Raw genomic sequence first — 16,719 nt, 5'->3', positions numbered from 1 at the left:
GTTAGACATTCTCCTGGCGACGCAGCAGCGTCGTTGCGGACACCACAAGCAGGATGAGCAGGCCCTGAACACCGCTAACCAGCGTGCTCGAGATGTTGAGAAGCTGGAAACCGTTGATCAGGAAACCGACGAACAGCGTCGAGAGCAGCGTTCCCGTGATCGTCGGCACCAGCCGGCGCGAAAACACCGAGCCGAGCAACGCCGTGACGACGACCGGGAGCAGCATATCGCCCGCCCCCGTTGTGCTGCCGCTCAGAAAGGACACGGAGAGGATCCCGGCAAACCCGCCACACAGCCCACTTGCGAGGAAGGACCCGGCGACGAAAGACTTGACGGGCAGCCCGGCGGCACGCGCAGCCTCGGGAAACTCGCCGACCGCATAGAGCCTCAGCCCCAATGGCGTAAACTGCACGACGGCGGCAACGAGCAGTGTGAAGCCAAGCAGAACATAGGCGAGCACGGGGATGCCGAACGGCCCGCTTGCCGACAGGGCAAGAAGAAGTTCCGTCGAAGCCGGTACCACCGTATTGTTCGTCAGTACCAACTCAAGGCCGGCGACAACGTTCATCACCGCCAGTGTCGCCAGTAGCGGCACGATGCCGGCGAGTGTGATCGCAGCCGCGTTGACGGCACCAATGGCGAGCCCCGTCCCCAGCGCGGCGATGACTGCCGCGGGGTCTCCGTACCCCGCCTGCACGAGCGTCGCATAGACGGCCGCACTCAGCCCCATGTTTGCGGCAAGCGAAAGATCGATGCCACCCGTCACGACGTTGGAACCGCCGCCGATCACGACGATCGTCAGGCCGATCGCAAGAACGCCGGCGATGGCGGATTGTCCAAGCACGTTACCGACATTGCCGATCGTCAGGAAGAACGGCGCTGTCACGGAGAAGAACACGAGGACGCCGATAAAGACGGCCAGCGAGCCGCCGCGCAGCGCAAGTGCCGCCACCCGCTGCCCGTATGCGGGTCCGCTAGCTTGCGGATCCTGCGGATTGCTTGGAGCCGGTTCGGCCAAGGAGCCGGGAATATAGTATGGGGCGTCAACCAACATTGCTCAGCGTCTCGTAGGCACCGGTCACTTCCGAAAGGATCTGATCGGGGCTCGTTTGGGAGGAGATGAATTCCCGCGTGACCTGGCCGCGGAAGAATACGAGGATGCGGTCGGTAACCCCGAGCAATTCCTCAATATCGGACGAAAGCACGATCACGCCCGCGCCGCGTTGGGCAAGCTCGCCGATCAGCGTGTAGATCTCGACCTTGGCTGCGATATCGACGCCGACTGTCGGCTCGTCGAGCAGGTAGATCTCGGACTGGCGGCTGAGCCATTTGGCGATCGCCACCTTCTGCTGGTTGCCGCCGGACAGCGTCTTGACCAGCGCGTCGATGCCATCAGTCTTGACCTGCAGCCGTTTGACGAGCTCTTCGGTCGCACGCCTTTCGGCGCCCTGATCGAGCACGCCCTTGGAAAAACGGTCGAGGCTGGCAAGCGTCGTGTTTTCCGTCACGGAAAGATCGAGCGCCACGCCGTCCCGCCGGCGGTCTTCCGGCACAAGTGCGAGACTTTTGGCCGTAGCCTTCGCCGGACTTGCGGTGAAAATCGTCTCGCCTTTGACCGCCACCGAACCGGCGGTGGCTGTTTGCAGACCGAAGAGCGTGCGGAGGGTCTCCTTTGCACCCGATCCCAAGAGCCCCGTCAGCCCCAGTACTTCCCCCTTGTGCAGGGTGAAGGATACGCTGGCGTAGCGGTTGGACAGGCTGAGGTCATCCACCGCAAGCAGCGCCTCGCCGGCAACGACCTGCGGCTTCGGATACAGATCGCCAATCTCGCGATTGACCATCAGCGCGCCGATTTCGGCAGCCGAGGTCTGCTTGAGCGGTAGCGTGGCGACATCGCGGCCGTTGCGCAGAACCGTCACCGTGTCGCAAAGTGCTGCGATTTCGCCGAGGTAATGCGAGATGTAGATAATCGTGACGCCATCGTCCCGAAGGCGCCGGATGAGCTGGAACAGCAGATCCGCCTCACGCCGGACGAGCGCTGCCGTCGGCTCGTCAAAGACGAGGACCTTCGGATTATCGAGCAGCGCCCGCGTGATCTGGACGATCTGCTTTTCGGCAGCCGAAAGATCCGCAATCAGCGCCGAATGCGGCAGCCTAAGGCCGAAGTAGCGATCAAGGATTTCCGCAGACCGGCGACGCATCAGTGCACGGTCAAGGAAGGGTGTGCCTGCAATGCGCGGCTCGCGGCCGAGGAACAGCGCTTCACCGACGGTGAAGGTTGGAACCAGCAACCGATCCTGATGGATGAAGTGGATGCCGAGGTCCTCGACCAGATGCGGCGTCAGCCGGTCGTAGACCTTGCCATCGATCTCGATCGTCCCCTCGTCTGCCTCATGAAGACCGGCGAGCAGCTTGATCAACGTCGACTTTCCAGCGCCGTTCTGGCCGACGAGGCCGTGCACGGTACCGCGCCTGACGACGAGCGATGCTCCGGAGAGCGCCTGCGCGCCTCCGAACCGCTTCACGATGGCATCAAGGCGAATGATATCGCCGCCGTCGCCCCTCACTGCCTCGACCATTGCTGTTCGCTCCTTGCCTCGTCAAAACGGATGGATCGCAGCCATCCGTCGCTGTCCGTTGTCGACGTGGTGTCAGCCGATGCCGAGCTTCCTGGAGATTTCGCCGACATTCTGCTTGTTGGCGAGCAGAGCGGGCACATAGGTTTCCCGCGCCAGCGTCTCGCCGGCGAGGTATCTCGCAACGTTCTGGATCGCGACGCGACCAAGCTCCGCCGGCTGTTGGGCGACGTCGGCAGCAGCCGGCGAATTCGCGTCGGCAACGAGCTGGAGCACTTCCGGGCTGCCGTCGACGCCATAGGTCTTGATCTCGGTGCGGCCAGCTGCGGTCAGGGCCTGCGTCGCCCCGAGCTGCGGGATGTCCCAGGCCGACCAGATCGCCTTGATCGAGCCCTTCTCCGGGTACTTGTTGAGGATTGCGGTAATCTGGGTGAAGGCGTCCTGCACCGTGTTCGGGATCACGTCGCGCAGTTCAGGCTGCACGATCTGCACCTTCGGGAAGTACTTGATGACGTTGACGAGCTGGTCATAGCGGATCGCGCATGGCGTGACGCCGTAAAAGCCGTTGAACACGACAATATTGCCCTCTCCCCCGATATCGGAAACGAGCTGGAGAGCGAGGTCCTTGCCGATACCCCAGTTGTCGGACGTGGCGTTGTTGATCGAGTTGACCGAGCCGACATCGATCGTGAAGACCGGAATGCCCGCATCGCGCGCTTTCTTCAGCCACGGATCGATGACGCTCAGCGTGCCGAGAAGCTGGACGATCGCATCCGGCTTCTGCGCAATGAGGGTTTGAAGCTGGGAGACGAGCTTGCCGTCGTTGCGCCCGGCATCGACAGCGATCGGTTCGCCGCCGAGGCGCTTCACCTCTTCGACCTGGGCATTGTAGGCCTGCAGATCGAAGAAATGGTCCGTGCCGGCGGTGCTGATGCCGATGCGCTTGCCCTTGAGCGAGAGCTCGCCTTGAGCGAAGGCGGCACGACTTGTCAGAAGCCCCGACCCCGCGACGATGCCGGCTGCGGCCGTAAGCTTCAGAATGTTGCGGCGGTTGACGCCGGTGCGGGTCTCTTCCGTCATGCTGGTTCTCATCCTCTGGATTAAAGATATAATCCATAAATTAAGTGAACTATTGTTGCGAAACAGAGAGAATTTTCCAATTCCCGACCGGAGACGGAAATATTAGCGCTGTCGCCGGCGCCTCTCGCGCCTCCGGCCCGACCTTCAACCGCGACGATCGAGGCGGGAGACGAGCCGATCGCCGAGCCACTGGATGCCGCAGACGAGCACGATAAGAACGGCGACGACGGCAACCATGACGGCGGTTTCGAAGCGCTGGTAGCCGTAGCGGATGGCAAGGTCGCCGAGCCCGCCGGCGCCGATCGCACCGGCCATGGCGGAGGCGCCGATGAGAGTGACCAACGTGACGGTAAAACCGGCGACGATGCCCGGCATTGCTTCCGGGATCAGCACTTCGCGAATGATTGTCCAGCGATTGCCGCCCATGGCACGCACGGCCTCGATCAACCCGCGCTCGACCTCGCGCAGCGATACTTCGGCGATGCGGGCGTAATAGGGCGTCGCGGCGATCGCCAGGGGCACGATGGCCGCCCAGGTGCCGATCGACGTGCCGACGATCAGGCGCGTGACGGGAATAAGCGCGACTAGCAGGATGATGAAAGGCACGGAGCGAAAGCCGTTGATCACCGCGCCGAGCGCGCGGTTGACTGCGAGATTTTCCGCAATCCCTCCGCGCGCGGTCGCCACCAGTGCAAGCCCGAGCGGCAGACCGAAGACGAGCGAGATGAAGCCGGAGGCGGCCGTCATCACGATGGTTTCCCAGAGCGAGCGGAAGAGCAGTTCAAGCATGATCGGCGACATGGCCGAGGACCTCCACCTGTGCGCCGAGGCGCTCGACAAAAGAAACAAGGCCCGCCGTCGATGCTGCCGGCAGGGCGATGAAAAAGCGCCCTACGGGCTGTTTCTGGATATGGTCGACGCCGCCATGGATCAGGCGGTAGCCACCCGGGAATGCCTTCAAAAGATCCTGCAACAGCGGGCCGGTGGCAGCTGGACCGGCGATGTCGATGCTGAGCACCACGTCACCCGACCCCTCCGAGGAAAGCGTCCGGGCGATATGGTCGGGGAGTTGGGGGCGTATGCCGCTCAGCAGGCTCCTGGTCGTTTCCGTCTGCGGCGTTGCAAACACCTGCCAGACCGGCCCTTCCTCGACGATGCGACCCGCATCGATGACGGTCACGCGGTCTGCGATGTTGCGCACCACCTCCATCTCATGGGTGATGAGGAGGATCGTCAGGCCGAGCTTGCTGTTGATGTCCTTGAGAAGCGCCAGGATCGAACGTGTCGTCTCGGGGTCGAGCGCCGACGTTGCCTCGTCGGACAACAGCAGAGCGGGGCTTGCGGCCAGCGCCCGGGCGATGCCAACGCGCTGCTTCTGGCCGCCGGAAAGGGCCGACGGATAGGCCTTCGCCTTGTCGGACAGACCGACCAGCTCCAGAAGTTCCGCCGCCCGCGCCAGCCGCTTTGCCTTTGGCCACCCCTCGATTTTCAGCGGCAGCGCCACGTTTTCCTCGACCGTCTTGGCAGACAGCAGGTTGAAGTGCTGGAAAATCATGCCGATGCGGCGCCGGAGCGGCTGCAGCTCGGCCTCGCCAAGGCCGGTAATCTCCCGACCCTCGATCTCGATGCTGCCGCCATCCGGCCGTTCGAGACCGTTAAGGCAACGGATGAGCGTGGATTTTCCCGCGCCGCTGCGCCCGATGATACCCAGGATCTCCCCGCGTCTGACGGCGAGCGAGACCCCGTCGAGGGCAGCCGTCTCGCCAAAGCGACGGCGAACGTCGGCAAGCCGGATGACGTCGCCGCTATCGGCGGCCGTTTCGGCCGGCGTCCAGGACACATGTCTGTTCATTCTGGTTCCCTTCCGGAAACGGCGAGACAGCCCGCGATGGACCAGGGCCATGGCGGGCTGTCTCGGCTGATCTTCACATGCCTCAGTAGGCGCTGATGCCCGTGCCCTTGTAGACACGCTCGAACTCGGCCTTCACGACGTCGTTCTGATAGGATTCGACCAGTGGCTTCACCCAGGGCTGGTCCTTCGATTCCTCGCGCACGGCGATGAAATTGCGGTAAGGATTGTCAGCGACCGGCTCCTGCGCGATGCGGTTGTCCGGCGTCAGGCCGCTTTTCAGCGCCCAGTCGGTGTTGACAACGGCGGCATCGAGGTCATCGACCGAGCGGCCGACGATACCGGCGTCAAGTTCCTTGATCGCGACATTCTTCGGGTTCTCAACGATATCGGCGATCGTCGCAAGGATTCCAGTGCCCTCCTTGAGCTTGATCACGCCCTCGTTCTGCAGGACGCGAAGGGCGCGGCCCTCGTTGGACGGATCGTTCGGCACGCCGATGACGGCGCCTTCCGGCAGATCGGCGATCTTGGTGTGCTTCTTCGAATAGAGGCCGATCGGCCAGACGCCGGTGTAGCCCACCGGGACGATCTTGTAGCCGTGCGCTTTGATCTGGTTTTCGAGGTATGGAAGGTGCTGGAAGGCGTTGGCATCGACCTCGCCACGGGCGAGCGCCTCGTTCGGCTGGGTGTAATCGTTGAAGACGACGGTTTCGATGGTCAGGCCCTTCTTGGCGGCTTCCGCCGTCACGGCGCGCCAGACGTCCTCGTCTTCGCCCGAGATGATACCGACCTTGAGTTCCTTCTTGTCTTCAGCGACCGCCGGTGCAGGCGCGGCCAGGCTGACGGCAGTGACCGCAGCCGCTGCGAAAGCGGCAAATGCGGCGCGCCGTGAGAGGAGAATGGTTTCCAGGAGGTTTGTGCGGATCTTCGACATGGTGATCTTGCTTTCGCGATTGGGAGGATCAACTTCGAAACACGATTGTTTCTGCCTCAAAAATCGCAAATGCCGCTTTTGTGAACAACGAATGGCGATTTATGGAAGCTCGGGAACGGGAACTTTCCCTATCGCAATCACACACGTCGGAAGAATATATTTTCTACTGAATTTATCGACTAATGAGATTTTTGGCGAGGTCGAACCGAGTTGCGTGCTTCTGCAGTTGGATTTTCGGAATGACCGACACAGTCCCGCGATCGATGAGAAAGGCGCTGAGGGCGTTGCGTCATAGGCCGCGCGTCGGCAGCGAATGAGCGCGCGGACGGCAATCATGCCAGCAGGCTTGCGGAAACGGAACCACAGGGCGCGGACACCGGGCTTACTTCAAGCGCGATGGGAAGGTCGCGACCTTCGACAACCGCATGGATTTTTTCGATCTGCCGCTGCCAAACACCACTAATACATTTTATCCATATATTATAGTCTTTTAGTGGATTGCAAATGCACCCTTTGATCGCCTGACCCCGCAGTCGCTATCCCAATGATCAACTGTTCATCTTTTGCTGCCGTGGAATATTGGCATTCGACGTCGCCGCAGCGCTCAGGCCGCCCTCGAGAGGCGAAAGACGCTCCAGGAACATTTCCGGCAAATTCGAGACGAACAGGAGACGACGATGAACGAGGTCCGAGTTCCCAGGCCCGGCCATCAGGCCGAAGCATCGGAAGGCAAGGTGCGCCGTTCCCAGGCAAAGCTCCACTACGATCGGGACCGGCCCCTTCAGGACTACGTCCGCCAGCATGCACGCGCCGCGCCCGCGGCAACGGCCATCGTCTTCGATGATCGGTCGGTGAGCTATGGGGAGCTTGACCGGCTGTCCGATGCTCTTGCTGCCTACCTCGCGGCAGAAGGCGTCGGTAAGGGCGATATCGTCTGCCTCTTCGTGCCCCGCTCGCTCGACAGCGTGATAGCGATGCTTGCCATACTGAAAACGGGTGGCGCTTATCTGCCGCTCGATACGACGTTTCCCGTCGAACACCTGAACTACGTGATCGGCGAATGCGCGCCGACGATGATATTCGTCGACAGGTGCACGTCGGGAACTATGCAGTTGGTGGCGGGCACGCACGGCAGGACCGCCGATCTCAAGGCCGCGATCGAAGGTCTTGCAGTGTCGGAGACCGGACAAGCGCCCACCGTCGACGTCGGCGGAGACGATCTCGCCTATGTCATGTACACCTCAGGCTCGACGGGCCGACCCAAGGGCGTCGCGATACCGCATCGCGGCATTGCCCGTCTGGCGCTCGACCAGAACTATGTGGAAATCAGTAGCGCTGACGTCGTGCTGCACGCAGCAACCATCGCCTTCGATGCCGCTACCTTCGAAATCTGGACCGCACTGACCAATGGCGCTTCGATCGCGGGCTTGCCGGACGGCACTTTTTCGATTGGTCGTATGCGCGACCTTATCCGCGACCGTGCCGTCACGGTGTCGCTGATCACGACGGGTCTGTTCAATCTGCTGGCCGATTTCGCATCCGGCCCGCTGCCGTCGCTGCGGCATATGCTGTTTGGTGGAGAGGTCGCTTCGGCTGAACATGTCAAACGATTCCAAACCGCCCACCCCCATTGCCGATTGACCAACTGCTACGGTCCGACGGAAATTACGGTTCTTGCAAGTACCTTCGACATACCAGCCGGATTCGACGGCAAGGACGTGGCGATCGGCGGTGCCGTGAACCACACCGGCATCCTGATCGTCGACGACAATCACAAGCCTGTGGTCAAGGGCGTCGAGGGAGAGCTGTTGCTGATCGGCGATGGCGTCGCGATCGGCTATTTCAAGCGCCCGGAACTGACGGCGGAACGCTTCGTCACTGTCGAGACGGAGGGCAGCACTGCGCGCGGTTATCTCACCGGCGACCTGGCCGTCCTCGACGAGCACGGTGTCGTGATTTTCAAGGGGCGCAGGGACAGGCAGATCAAACTCAACGGCAAGAGGATAGAGCTCGACGAGATCGAGGCTGCACTGCGGCGCGATCCGCGCCTCGCCGATGGCGTGGTGATCTGCCAGGATCTCAGCCCTCAGAACAAGCGTATTGTCGGCTATCTGTGTCCATGCGAAGCCATCACCATTGCCCGTTCCGAGCTCAAACGCGGCGTCATGGAAAGGCTGCGCAGCACCTTGCCGGCCTACATGATCCCAAGCGTGGTCATGGTTCTTGATCAGCTTCCGCTGCATCAGTCCGGCAAGGTCGATCGGAGCAGGCTGCCCTTGCCCGCGGATACGGCTGCGGTCGATCACATACCGGTCGCGAACCGGACCGAAGGGCTGCTTGCCGAATTGTGGCGTAACATCTTGGGCATCCAGGCGGTGGAACCGGATCGCAATTTCTTTGATCTCGGCGGGACATCGCTTCAGCTCATGCGGGTGCAGGCGGCGTTGGAGATGAGCCTCGGCCGCACGATCGACGTGATCGCGCTGTTCCAGTATCCGACGATCCGGGACCTCGCGCGCTACATCGACGGCAAAGCAATGATAGGCGCCCGGGCGATAGCGGCAGCCGAGCGGGCAGCCTTGCGGCGCAGGACATTGTCGCACCTTCGCAGGGCCGAACCATGAGGGAAGCCAAGTCGCCTGCCACCGGTCCTCTCAGTCCCTTGCGACCACGGACATTCTTCGTCGGATACACTGAGCGACCGGGTTTTCCCGTCCCAACTGACCGCATATTCAATCCCGGCGCCGACGCCGATTGATATCAAACACCAATACAGACCTGCCGGCGGCCGCACGATGCTGTCCCGACGTGGCGTCGTTTCAAATCCATTTCTGTTCATGGAAAGCAAAATTTAACCATACTTGTTCATTCTTTGTCGATCGGTCGTCAAGAAGGGACAATCCGGGAAATCGCGCAGCGTGTTCGCTCGGGGGCCTAAGGGCCTTTTGCGGGATCTACTGGCTTGAATTGCGTTGTGAGTAAGGTCGTTCGTCCAAAGCCTTTGCACCGTTTGCTACGTCCACTGCTGTTCACCTGCTGCGGCCTCGCCTTGGCCGGCGTGGCCGTGGGGTCGGTGGCTGGCATGGTCGCGATGGGCAGCGTTTTTGCCTTCGGTTCGGGCCAGATCCTGCCGAAGCCGCAGCTCTATGTGGTCCATCGAAAAGAAGAGCGCTCTTGGGTCAAGCAGGCACGGGTCGAACAGACGCCGAGGCTGATCGCTGCCGTCGCCAAGCCGGCCGCCCTGGCAAGCATCGCCGGCGCCGAAGGGAAACTCCCCCGCAGTGCCGATATCTTTGGAGATGCGGCGACCAGTGGCAAGGCCGCGCGCCTTGCCACCGGCGTGGAACAGGCCGCATTGACATCCGAGCAGATCATCCGCCACTTCAAGGCTTCTCATTCCATCACGCCGCGCAGCGCGGTTGCCAGCATTGACTTGCCTGCATCGGAACGGTTTGGGCCTCCGTCCAACGGCGTAACCGACACCCCCCTCGTCTCGCTGGCCTATGCGCCCCCCTCACAGAGCGCATCGGAAAACACTGTGTTCTCGGCGTTGCTGACGGTCCCATTGGAGGACGACATCGCCGCCTCGCAGGACCCGAACGCCGAAGATGAAGCCGTTGCTCTGCCAGACTATGAGGATACGCCGTCCTCGGGACCGATGCCGCAATTCCGTCCCGGCGGCGACCGAGCCCAAAAGCCTGTCTCTGAAACGGAAAAACCGGAAACCCGGCGGGCCATAGCCAACGCAGAACCGAAGGCCAATGAGCGCGAAACGCCCAAGCAGCAAGAGCTTGCCTTTGTGCGACCGAACAATCCGGCAGACAATAAGTCGGGTGGCGGCCTCAGGGCGCTGCGGGACCTGTTCGGTGGTGGGACCCGGGCCGGAAATGGCGTCGCCGTCTACGACATCAGCGCCGCCAAGGTCTACATGCCCGACGGCAGCGTCCTCGAGGCCCATTCCGGCATCGGCAAGATGGCCGACAACCCGCGTTATGTGACTGTCAAGATGACCGGACCGACCCCACCGCACACCTACAATCTCAAGATGCGCGAGACGCGCTTCCACGGCGTCGAAGCAATCCGCATGTTGCCGATCGACGGCAGAAACAAACACGGCCGCGACGGCTTCCTGACCCACAGTTACCTGCTGCGCGGCAACCGGGCGGAATCGCATGGCTGCGTGGCCTTCAAGGACTATCCGCGTTTCCTCACCGCCTTCAAACAGGGCAAGGTCAGGCAGATCGTCGTGGTGCCGAGCGGCGGCCGTGCAGCCGGAATGCAGATGGCATCAAACGGCAAGAACACCTGACAGGCAGTACCCGCCAGTCGATTGGGTGAAGGAAGGCACGACGATCGGCCCTTCCGCGGGCGAAGCGTGGGCATTAAGATCTCGACTTCCAGAGGAGCGAGAATTAGAGGCGCGGGAGCCAGTCATGTGCCGAAACATAAAACCCCTGTTCAATTTCGATCCGCCTGCGACTGACGAGGAGATCCACGACGCCGCGATGCAGTTCGTGCGCAAGCTGAGCGGAACAACCAAACCGTCCAAACGCAATCAAGCGGCCTTCGAGCAAGCGGTCATTTCGATCGCAGCCTGCGCCCGGGAATTGCTCGTCACGCTTGAGACGTCCCACCCCCCGCGCAACCGCGAAGAAGAAGCAAGCAAGGCACGCGCCAGAATGGCAGCTCGGTTCGCCTGACAGGCGGCCATTGCTCAATGGTGGTGCACCAGTCTGCCGGAGGCAAATCTTTCTCCACGAGGTCCTCGTGCAGACGGGCGAAGCCGTAGCCGCTCACGCCGGCCCGAGCATGATAAAGGTTTCGCTTTTCGAGACGCCATCGATTGCCCGAACCGTTGAGATGAGCTCGTTCAGCTCCGACATCGTCGAAACCTCGATCTCCGCGATTATGTCCCAGACCCCGTTGGTGTTGGACACGGCAGCCACCCCTGGAAGGCGCTTTACGGCCGATACTGCCGGGCGTGGCGAGCCGTCTATCATGATCAGGATGAAGGCCCTGATCAGATCCTTGCTGATGTCATCCTTCAGGCGGACCGTGAAGCCCTTGATCACGCCGTCGGTGACAAGGCGATCAAGCCTCTTCTGTGCCGTTGCGCGCGCGACGCCGAGAAGTTGCGCCAGTTGCGGCACCGAAGCTCTGCCGTTGATGCGCAGCTCTGCAATGAGCCGTCTATCAAGATCGTCCACCGATTACTTCCTATTTCATCATTTTTGCTACTATTTCGGCAGAAACAGGAAAATTCAAGCACTTTGTCTTCTTTTTTGTTTCCCCCAACCGCAATACGAATCCCTCATCGAAACAGAACAGCCGGAATAAAGCGGGACCAGACAAGATAGCCCGGCCTCACGTTCTGTCGATCGATCCATGCCTTTGGAATTGGCGTCGTAAACCACGCGATGATCCGTGATGTCGGGTCGAATTGGGAGATGATACAGATGAAATTGCACCGCGTTCTTTCTGCCGTGATGGTCGCTGCCGCGATCTGCATGCCGCTCACCTATGCACAGGCTGATGATCTCCAGAAGATCGAGGAGGCCGGCAAGTTGTCGGTTGCTCTCTCGGGCGTGTTTCCACCCTTCAGCTTCGTGGACGAAAGCAACAAGGTCGTCGGTTTCGACGCCGATATAGGCTCCGAGATCGCCCGCCGACTGAAGGTCGAGCCGAACATCGTGACAACGGCCTGGGACGGCATCATCGCCGGGCTCGTCACCGGTCGCTATGACACGATCATTGGTTCCATGAGCATCACCGAAGAGCGCAAGAAGGCCGTCGACTTCGTCGGCCCCTACTACCGTTCCGGCCTTGCCGTCTTCGTTCGCAAGGGCGCCGGCGTCGCCAGCGTTGACGAACTGAAGGGCAAGACGATCGGTGTCACACTCGGCGAAGCCGCCGAAAAATGGACGCGCGACCAGAACACATTCGAGATCCGCACCTACAAGGGCCTTCCCGAAATGCTTCTCGACCTTGGCGCAGGCCGCGTCGATGCCATCGTTGCCGACGACGTTCCCGTGTTCGTAGCGATCGCCAAGAGTGATGCGCCGATCGAACAGGTCAAGGACGACAAGCTTCCCCGCTACGACATCGGCATCGCAATCCGCAAAGACAATCCGGCGCTCGCCGCTGCCATGCAGAAGGCACTGGACGACATGATGGCCGACGGCACCTACGAAGCCATTTCGAAAAAGTGGATCGGCCAGGACATCCGCTGACGGGCTCGGCCGGGACACGAGATGTGTCCCGGCCCGCGATCCTTCATAGGGAATGACCGTGTTCGGCCTCTGGATGTCAGGCCGCCGGATCCGTCGAGATTGGCAGCTCCAGGGCAGGTCACCTCAGGGTGCCGTTTCGCGCGGCCCGAACAAGGCGACGCATCGCCCGCGAGCCTAGAGCGTCCTTAGAGGCTGGAATGGATATTCAACTGATCGGGCGATTATTGCCCCATATAATGGAAGCGTCGCTGTTGACGATCGGCCTTACGGCCTGCTCGCTGGCGATCGGACTTGTCGTCGCCACGGCAGTGGCGGCAGGACGCTTCTCCAGAATGAGACCGATACGCTGGCTTGCTACGGCCTATGTCAGCGTCATGCGTGGCACCCCCCTGTTGGTACAGCTCTTTATCGTCTTTTTCGGCGGTCCGCAGTTCGGACTGGAGCTGACGCCGTTCATGGCCGGTGTGCTGACCATGGGGCTCAACATCGGCGCCTACATGTCGGAGGGCATCAAGGGTGCCATCATCGCCGTCGACAAGGGACAGGGCGAAGCGTCGCGTTCGATCGGGTTCGGCCGCTTCGACACCATGCGGCTCTTCATTCTGCCGCAGGCAGCGCCGCTGATAATCCGGTCGCTGGGCGTCAACACGGTTATTCTGTCGAAGAGCACCGCGCTTGTGTCGACCATCGGCGTCGTCGAGCTGACCTACTCGGCACAGCGTTTCGTCACGTCCACCTACAAGCCGTTCGAGGTTTTTGCCGTTGCAGGCGCTGCCTACATTGCCATCGTCGCCGTGATTTCACTGATCGTGCGCGGCGCTGAAAAGCTTTTCGATGCCGACAGGAGGGTCGCAGCATGACACTCGATTTCGGCGTCGTGCCGTCCTACTCGCAGCTTCTGTTCACCGGTCTGCTCTGGACGATTTTCATCACCGTACTCGCAGGCTCCGTCAGCATCCTGCTCGGCATTGCCATCGCCACCACAACACTCCACGGGCCAAAGTTCGCAAGCCTGCCGGTGCGCGGCATCAGCTTCCTTTTCCTGGGCACGCCACTGCTGCTGCAACTCTACCTGCTCTACTACGGCCTATCGCAGGTGGGCGTCATGCTTCCTGCCTTCTGGACCGGGGTGGTCGGACTTGGCCTGCACTACGCCGCCTACAACGCGGATATCTTCCGCGCATCACTGCAGGCGGTCGATCCCGGGCAGGCCGAAGCCGCCCGATCATTGGGATTCAGCCGCGGCGCCACCCAGCGCCTCTTCATCATGCCGCAGGCCATCGTGACGGCGCTGCCGCAAGTCGGCAACAACAGCATCATTCTCCTGAAGGACACGGCCGTCCTCTCGGTTCTTGGCATCGCCGAACTGGTCCTGAACGCGCAGCGTGCGATCAGCGAGACCTACCGCCCCTTTGAATTCTACTTCACCGCAGCGCTTCTCTATTACGTCGTCAATCTGGCGATGGAATTCCTGTTGGGCATTGCCGCCCGGAAAGCGGAGGAAATCCGATGACGACACTAACTCCCATGGTCGAACTGCGGCAAATCCGCAAATCCTACGGCAGTCACGAAGTGCTCAGAGGGATCGACCTCAGTGTCGCGCGTGGCAAGATCGTTTCCATCATCGGCCCGAGCGGTTCGGGGAAAAGCACGTTGCTGAGATCCATCAACATGCTGGAGGAAACATCCAGCGGCGAGATCTGGCTTGACGGCCATCAGGTCAACCGACCGTTGAAGGGGCGCGCTTTCGAGAACCACATCAACCATATCCGCCGGGAAATGGGCATGGTGTTCCAACAGTTCAATCTGTTTCCGCACCTGACCGTCCTGCAGAACATCACGATCGGCCCTATGCGCCTCAAAGGCTTGACCAAGGCCGAAGCCCTTGACCGGGCCAACGCACTCCTTGCCAAGGTCGGACTGTCGGAAAAAGGAAATGCTTACCCCGCACGGCTCTCGGGTGGTCAGAAACAGCGTGTCGCCATCGCCCGCGCGCTCGCAATGCAGCCCAAGGTCATGCTGTTCGACGAGGCGACCTCGGCGCTCGACCCCGAACTAGTCGAGGAAGTGAACCAGGTCATGAAGCAGCTTGCCGCCGAACACATGACCATGCTGATCGTGACGCACGAGATGCGGTTTGCCGCCGAAGTGTCCGATCACGTGATGTTCATGGATGCTGGCGTGGTGATCGAACAGGGAGAACCCACGCAGGTTCTTTCCGACCCGCTGGAAGAGCGCACGCGCGCTTTCCTTCGCAAGCACCTTTCGAATTGAACGACGGAGAAACAGGATGACGAACCCACAACAACAACATGTTTCCCGAACAGGAACCCGGATCGACAGCAATCGCGCCCGGGAACTTGCCCTGCGCATTACCTCATGGTCGAGCGAAACCGGTACTCCCGGCGAAGCCGGATTCGCCGATCAGTTGCACGAGCTTCTGAGCGAGCTTGCCTATTTTCGCACGCACCCCGAGAATCTTCGCCTGGTGGAAAGCCATGGAGAGCCCCTCACCCGCAATGTCGTGGCGCTCGTTCGTGGCACCGGCAAGCGCACGCTGGTCATGGCGGGGCACTTCGATACGGTCTCGACCGATAACTATCACGAACTCAAGCCGCTGGCGTGCGATAGCCTTCGGCTGAAGGAAGCCTTGATCGACACCCTCTCGGCACGGGATGACCGTTCCGAGCAGGAGGAAAGGGCGTTGCAGGATCTGCTGAGCGGTGACTTCCTGCCCGGCCGCGGTCTGCTCGACATGAAGAGCGGTATCGCGGTTGCGATCGCCTGCCTTGAAAACTTCGCGGCCGACCCCGATCGGCAGGGCAATCTGATGCTGGTCGCCACGCCCGATGAAGAGCGTGAAAGTCGCGGCATGCGCTCGCTGCGCGACGCGTTGCCGAACCTCACGTCAACATTGGACATCGACATTGCGGCCGGCATCAACCTGGATGTGACGTCGGATCAGGGCGACGGCAGCGAAGGCCGCGCCGTCTATGCCGGCACGATCGGCAAACTTCTGCCTTTCGCGCTGGTGATCGGCTGCAGCTCCCACGCAAGCTACCCGTTCGAAGGCGTCAGCGCGCAGGCCATGGCCGCCGGAATTCTGGCGCGTCTCGAAGGCAATGCCTCGCTGGCCGATTGCGACGAGAACGATATTTCGCCCCCGCCGATCTGCCTGGAGGCCAAGGATCTGCGCGATGGCTATGAGGTAACGACACCGGAGCGCTTCTGGATCGCGTTCAATTGGCTGTATCACGCAATGCCAGCGGACGACTTGTTCGCCCGCTTCGCGCAGGAAGTGCTATCCGGCGCAACCGAAGCGGTGGATCGCTTCGCTTCGCAATCCGCGGAATATGGCAGGCTCGCCGGCAGAAGCGCGGGCGCCACGCCGGGCAGGCCGCGTCTTTTGACATTCAAGGAATTGCGCGCCTTGGCCAAACAGGTTTGCGGCGAAGGTTTCGACGCTCTTTACGCGGCTCAGGAAACGTCACTCGGCGCTATCGACAATCCGCTGGTCTTCACGCGGCAACTGACGGAGTGGCTGGTCGGGATCGCCCGATTGTCCGGCCCTGCCATTGTCATCGGCTTCGCCGGGCTTCACTATCCCTCCAGCCACCTGCGGCTCGACGAACCGAATGACCGCGCCCTGCATCAGGCCATCGAAAAGGCGCGTGTGGGTCTCGGCAACGATCCGGACCGCAGCCTGGTCTGGAAGCCGCATTTCCAGGGTATCTCCGACATGAGTTTCCTGGGCTTGACGGCGAGCGGCAGTCAGGTGGTTTCGGACAACACGCCGATCTCGCGGTTGATCGATCGACCGCCGGAGAATGCGCTGCGCTTCCCGGCGGTCAATCTCGGTCCCTGGGGCCGCGAGTTCCACCAGAAGTTCGAGCGCGTGCATGAACCCTATGCCTTCGAGGTCCTGCCGGATCTCGTTTCCGAAATCGCCAGAACATTCCTCGCCGACAACAGCCAAGGGAATTGATGCCGCCAATGGGTGCGCATGGGACCCATTCCTCGTATCCTCAAGCCGAGTGTCTGAACCAAAAG

Annotated in this window: 15 protein-coding genes; 8 read left to right on the top strand and 7 right to left on the bottom strand. The window is 61.4% G+C overall.

Annotated features, from left to right (window positions below; all coding sequences use genetic code 11):
* Position 1: 1 nt before the first annotated feature.
* From AC1Q80_RS17475 to AC1Q80_RS17450, 6 genes are all read right to left on the bottom strand, one after another.
* On the bottom strand, positions 2–1,054 hold the full coding sequence (locus AC1Q80_RS17475) for an ABC transporter permease (protein WP_492361277.1): 1,053 nt from the start codon (positions 1,052–1,054) through the stop codon (positions 2–4).
* The gene (locus tag AC1Q80_RS17470) at positions 1,044–2,579 is read right to left on the bottom strand and encodes a sugar ABC transporter ATP-binding protein (protein ID WP_492361276.1); all 1,536 of its coding nucleotides are present in this window, start codon (positions 2,577–2,579) and stop codon (positions 1,044–1,046) included. Before AC1Q80_RS17470 ends, AC1Q80_RS17475 begins: the two co-directional genes overlap by 11 nt.
* Before the next feature lie 72 nt (positions 2,580–2,651).
* Complete coding sequence (locus AC1Q80_RS17465) at positions 2,652–3,656, bottom strand: sugar ABC transporter substrate-binding protein (RefSeq protein ID WP_492361275.1); 1,005 nt, start codon at positions 3,654–3,656, stop codon at positions 2,652–2,654.
* 144 nt (positions 3,657–3,800) lie between these two features.
* Entirely contained in the window at positions 3,801–4,457 is a 657-nt protein-coding gene (locus tag AC1Q80_RS17460) for a methionine ABC transporter permease (RefSeq protein ID WP_173421712.1), read from the bottom strand.
* Positions 4,438–5,508, bottom strand: a complete 1,071-nt coding sequence (locus tag AC1Q80_RS17455) for a methionine ABC transporter ATP-binding protein (RefSeq protein WP_492361274.1) — start codon at positions 5,506–5,508, stop codon at positions 4,438–4,440. The genes AC1Q80_RS17460 and AC1Q80_RS17455 overlap by 20 nt, the downstream gene beginning before the upstream one ends.
* 82 nt (positions 5,509–5,590) lie before the next feature.
* On the bottom strand, positions 5,591–6,439 hold the full coding sequence (locus tag AC1Q80_RS17450) for a MetQ/NlpA family lipoprotein (RefSeq protein WP_492361273.1): 849 nt from the start codon (positions 6,437–6,439) through the stop codon (positions 5,591–5,593).
* Positions 6,440–7,116: 677 nt separating this feature from the next.
* Here AC1Q80_RS17450 and AC1Q80_RS17445 point away from each other — a divergent pair.
* The 3 genes from AC1Q80_RS17445 (at position 7,117) to AC1Q80_RS17435 (ending at position 11,139) form a co-directional block, all read left to right on the top strand.
* A complete protein-coding gene (locus AC1Q80_RS17445) occupies positions 7,117–9,063 on the top strand; it encodes a non-ribosomal peptide synthetase (RefSeq protein WP_492361272.1) in 1,947 nt (648 codons plus the stop codon).
* Between the two features lie 458 nt (positions 9,064–9,521).
* Complete coding sequence (locus AC1Q80_RS17440) at positions 9,522–10,748, top strand: DUF2778 domain-containing protein (protein ID WP_492361271.1); 1,227 nt, start codon at positions 9,522–9,524, stop codon at positions 10,746–10,748.
* Between the two features lie 124 nt (positions 10,749–10,872).
* Entirely contained in the window at positions 10,873–11,139 is a 267-nt protein-coding gene (locus AC1Q80_RS17435; protein ID WP_492361333.1) for a DUF2277 domain-containing protein, read from the top strand.
* A 93-nt stretch (positions 11,140–11,232) separates the two neighbouring features.
* Here AC1Q80_RS17435 and AC1Q80_RS17430 read toward each other — a convergent pair whose 3' ends face one another.
* Positions 11,233–11,646: an Lrp/AsnC family transcriptional regulator gene (locus tag AC1Q80_RS17430; RefSeq protein WP_209789479.1), complete on the bottom strand. Its 414-nt coding sequence runs from the start codon at positions 11,644–11,646 to the stop codon at positions 11,233–11,235.
* 249 nt (positions 11,647–11,895) lie between these two features.
* Here AC1Q80_RS17430 and AC1Q80_RS17425 point away from each other — a divergent pair, with 249 nt between their 5' ends.
* From AC1Q80_RS17425 to AC1Q80_RS17405, 5 genes are all read left to right on the top strand, one after another.
* Positions 11,896–12,669 carry a transporter substrate-binding domain-containing protein gene (locus AC1Q80_RS17425; RefSeq protein WP_492361270.1) on the top strand — a complete coding sequence of 258 codons (774 nt, stop codon included), beginning with the start codon at positions 11,896–11,898 and terminating at the stop codon, positions 12,667–12,669.
* Between the two features lie 197 nt (positions 12,670–12,866).
* Positions 12,867–13,529, top strand: coding sequence for an amino acid ABC transporter permease (locus AC1Q80_RS17420; protein WP_492361269.1), 663 nt, complete (start codon positions 12,867–12,869; stop codon positions 13,527–13,529).
* The gene (locus tag AC1Q80_RS17415) at positions 13,526–14,182 is read left to right on the top strand and encodes an amino acid ABC transporter permease (protein WP_492361268.1); all 657 of its coding nucleotides are present in this window, start codon (positions 13,526–13,528) and stop codon (positions 14,180–14,182) included. The genes AC1Q80_RS17420 and AC1Q80_RS17415 overlap by 4 nt, the downstream gene beginning before the upstream one ends.
* Entirely contained in the window at positions 14,179–14,943 is a 765-nt protein-coding gene (locus AC1Q80_RS17410; protein ID WP_492361267.1) for an amino acid ABC transporter ATP-binding protein, read from the top strand. The genes AC1Q80_RS17415 and AC1Q80_RS17410 overlap by 4 nt, the downstream gene beginning before the upstream one ends.
* Before the next feature lie 16 nt (positions 14,944–14,959).
* Entirely contained in the window at positions 14,960–16,654 is a 1,695-nt protein-coding gene (locus tag AC1Q80_RS17405; RefSeq protein ID WP_492361266.1) for a M20/M25/M40 family metallo-hydrolase, read from the top strand.
* Positions 16,655–16,719: the final 65 nt, after the last annotated feature.

This window comes from Ensifer sp. GW823-FHT05D09 (assembly GCF_058795755.1).
This window is presented reverse-complemented; position numbering and strand designations above follow the sequence as displayed.

Coding starts and splice junctions, on each gene's coding strand:
- AC1Q80_RS17470 (WP_492361276.1), bottom strand. CDS start 2,579: ATGGTCGAGGCAGTGAGGGGCGACGGCGGCGATATCATTCGCCTTGAT.
- AC1Q80_RS17445 (WP_492361272.1), top strand. CDS start 7,117: ATGAACGAGGTCCGAGTTCCCAGGCCCGGCCATCAGGCCGAAGCATCG.
- AC1Q80_RS17455 (WP_492361274.1), bottom strand. CDS start 5,508: ATGAACAGACATGTGTCCTGGACGCCGGCCGAAACGGCCGCCGATAGC.
- AC1Q80_RS17405 (WP_492361266.1), top strand. CDS start 14,960: ATGACGAACCCACAACAACAACATGTTTCCCGAACAGGAACCCGGATC.
- AC1Q80_RS17440 (WP_492361271.1), top strand. CDS start 9,522: ATGGTCGCGATGGGCAGCGTTTTTGCCTTCGGTTCGGGCCAGATCCTG.
- AC1Q80_RS17475 (WP_492361277.1), bottom strand. CDS start 1,054: ATGTTGGTTGACGCCCCATACTATATTCCCGGCTCCTTGGCCGAACCG.
- AC1Q80_RS17420 (WP_492361269.1), top strand. CDS start 12,867: ATGGATATTCAACTGATCGGGCGATTATTGCCCCATATAATGGAAGCG.
- AC1Q80_RS17425 (WP_492361270.1), top strand. CDS start 11,896: ATGAAATTGCACCGCGTTCTTTCTGCCGTGATGGTCGCTGCCGCGATC.
- AC1Q80_RS17435 (WP_492361333.1), top strand. CDS start 10,873: ATGTGCCGAAACATAAAACCCCTGTTCAATTTCGATCCGCCTGCGACT.
- AC1Q80_RS17410 (WP_492361267.1), top strand. CDS start 14,179: ATGACGACACTAACTCCCATGGTCGAACTGCGGCAAATCCGCAAATCC.
- AC1Q80_RS17450 (WP_492361273.1), bottom strand. CDS start 6,439: ATGTCGAAGATCCGCACAAACCTCCTGGAAACCATTCTCCTCTCACGG.
- AC1Q80_RS17460 (WP_173421712.1), bottom strand. CDS start 4,457: ATGTCGCCGATCATGCTTGAACTGCTCTTCCGCTCGCTCTGGGAAACC.
- AC1Q80_RS17465 (WP_492361275.1), bottom strand. CDS start 3,656: ATGACGGAAGAGACCCGCACCGGCGTCAACCGCCGCAACATTCTGAAG.
- AC1Q80_RS17415 (WP_492361268.1), top strand. CDS start 13,526: ATGACACTCGATTTCGGCGTCGTGCCGTCCTACTCGCAGCTTCTGTTC.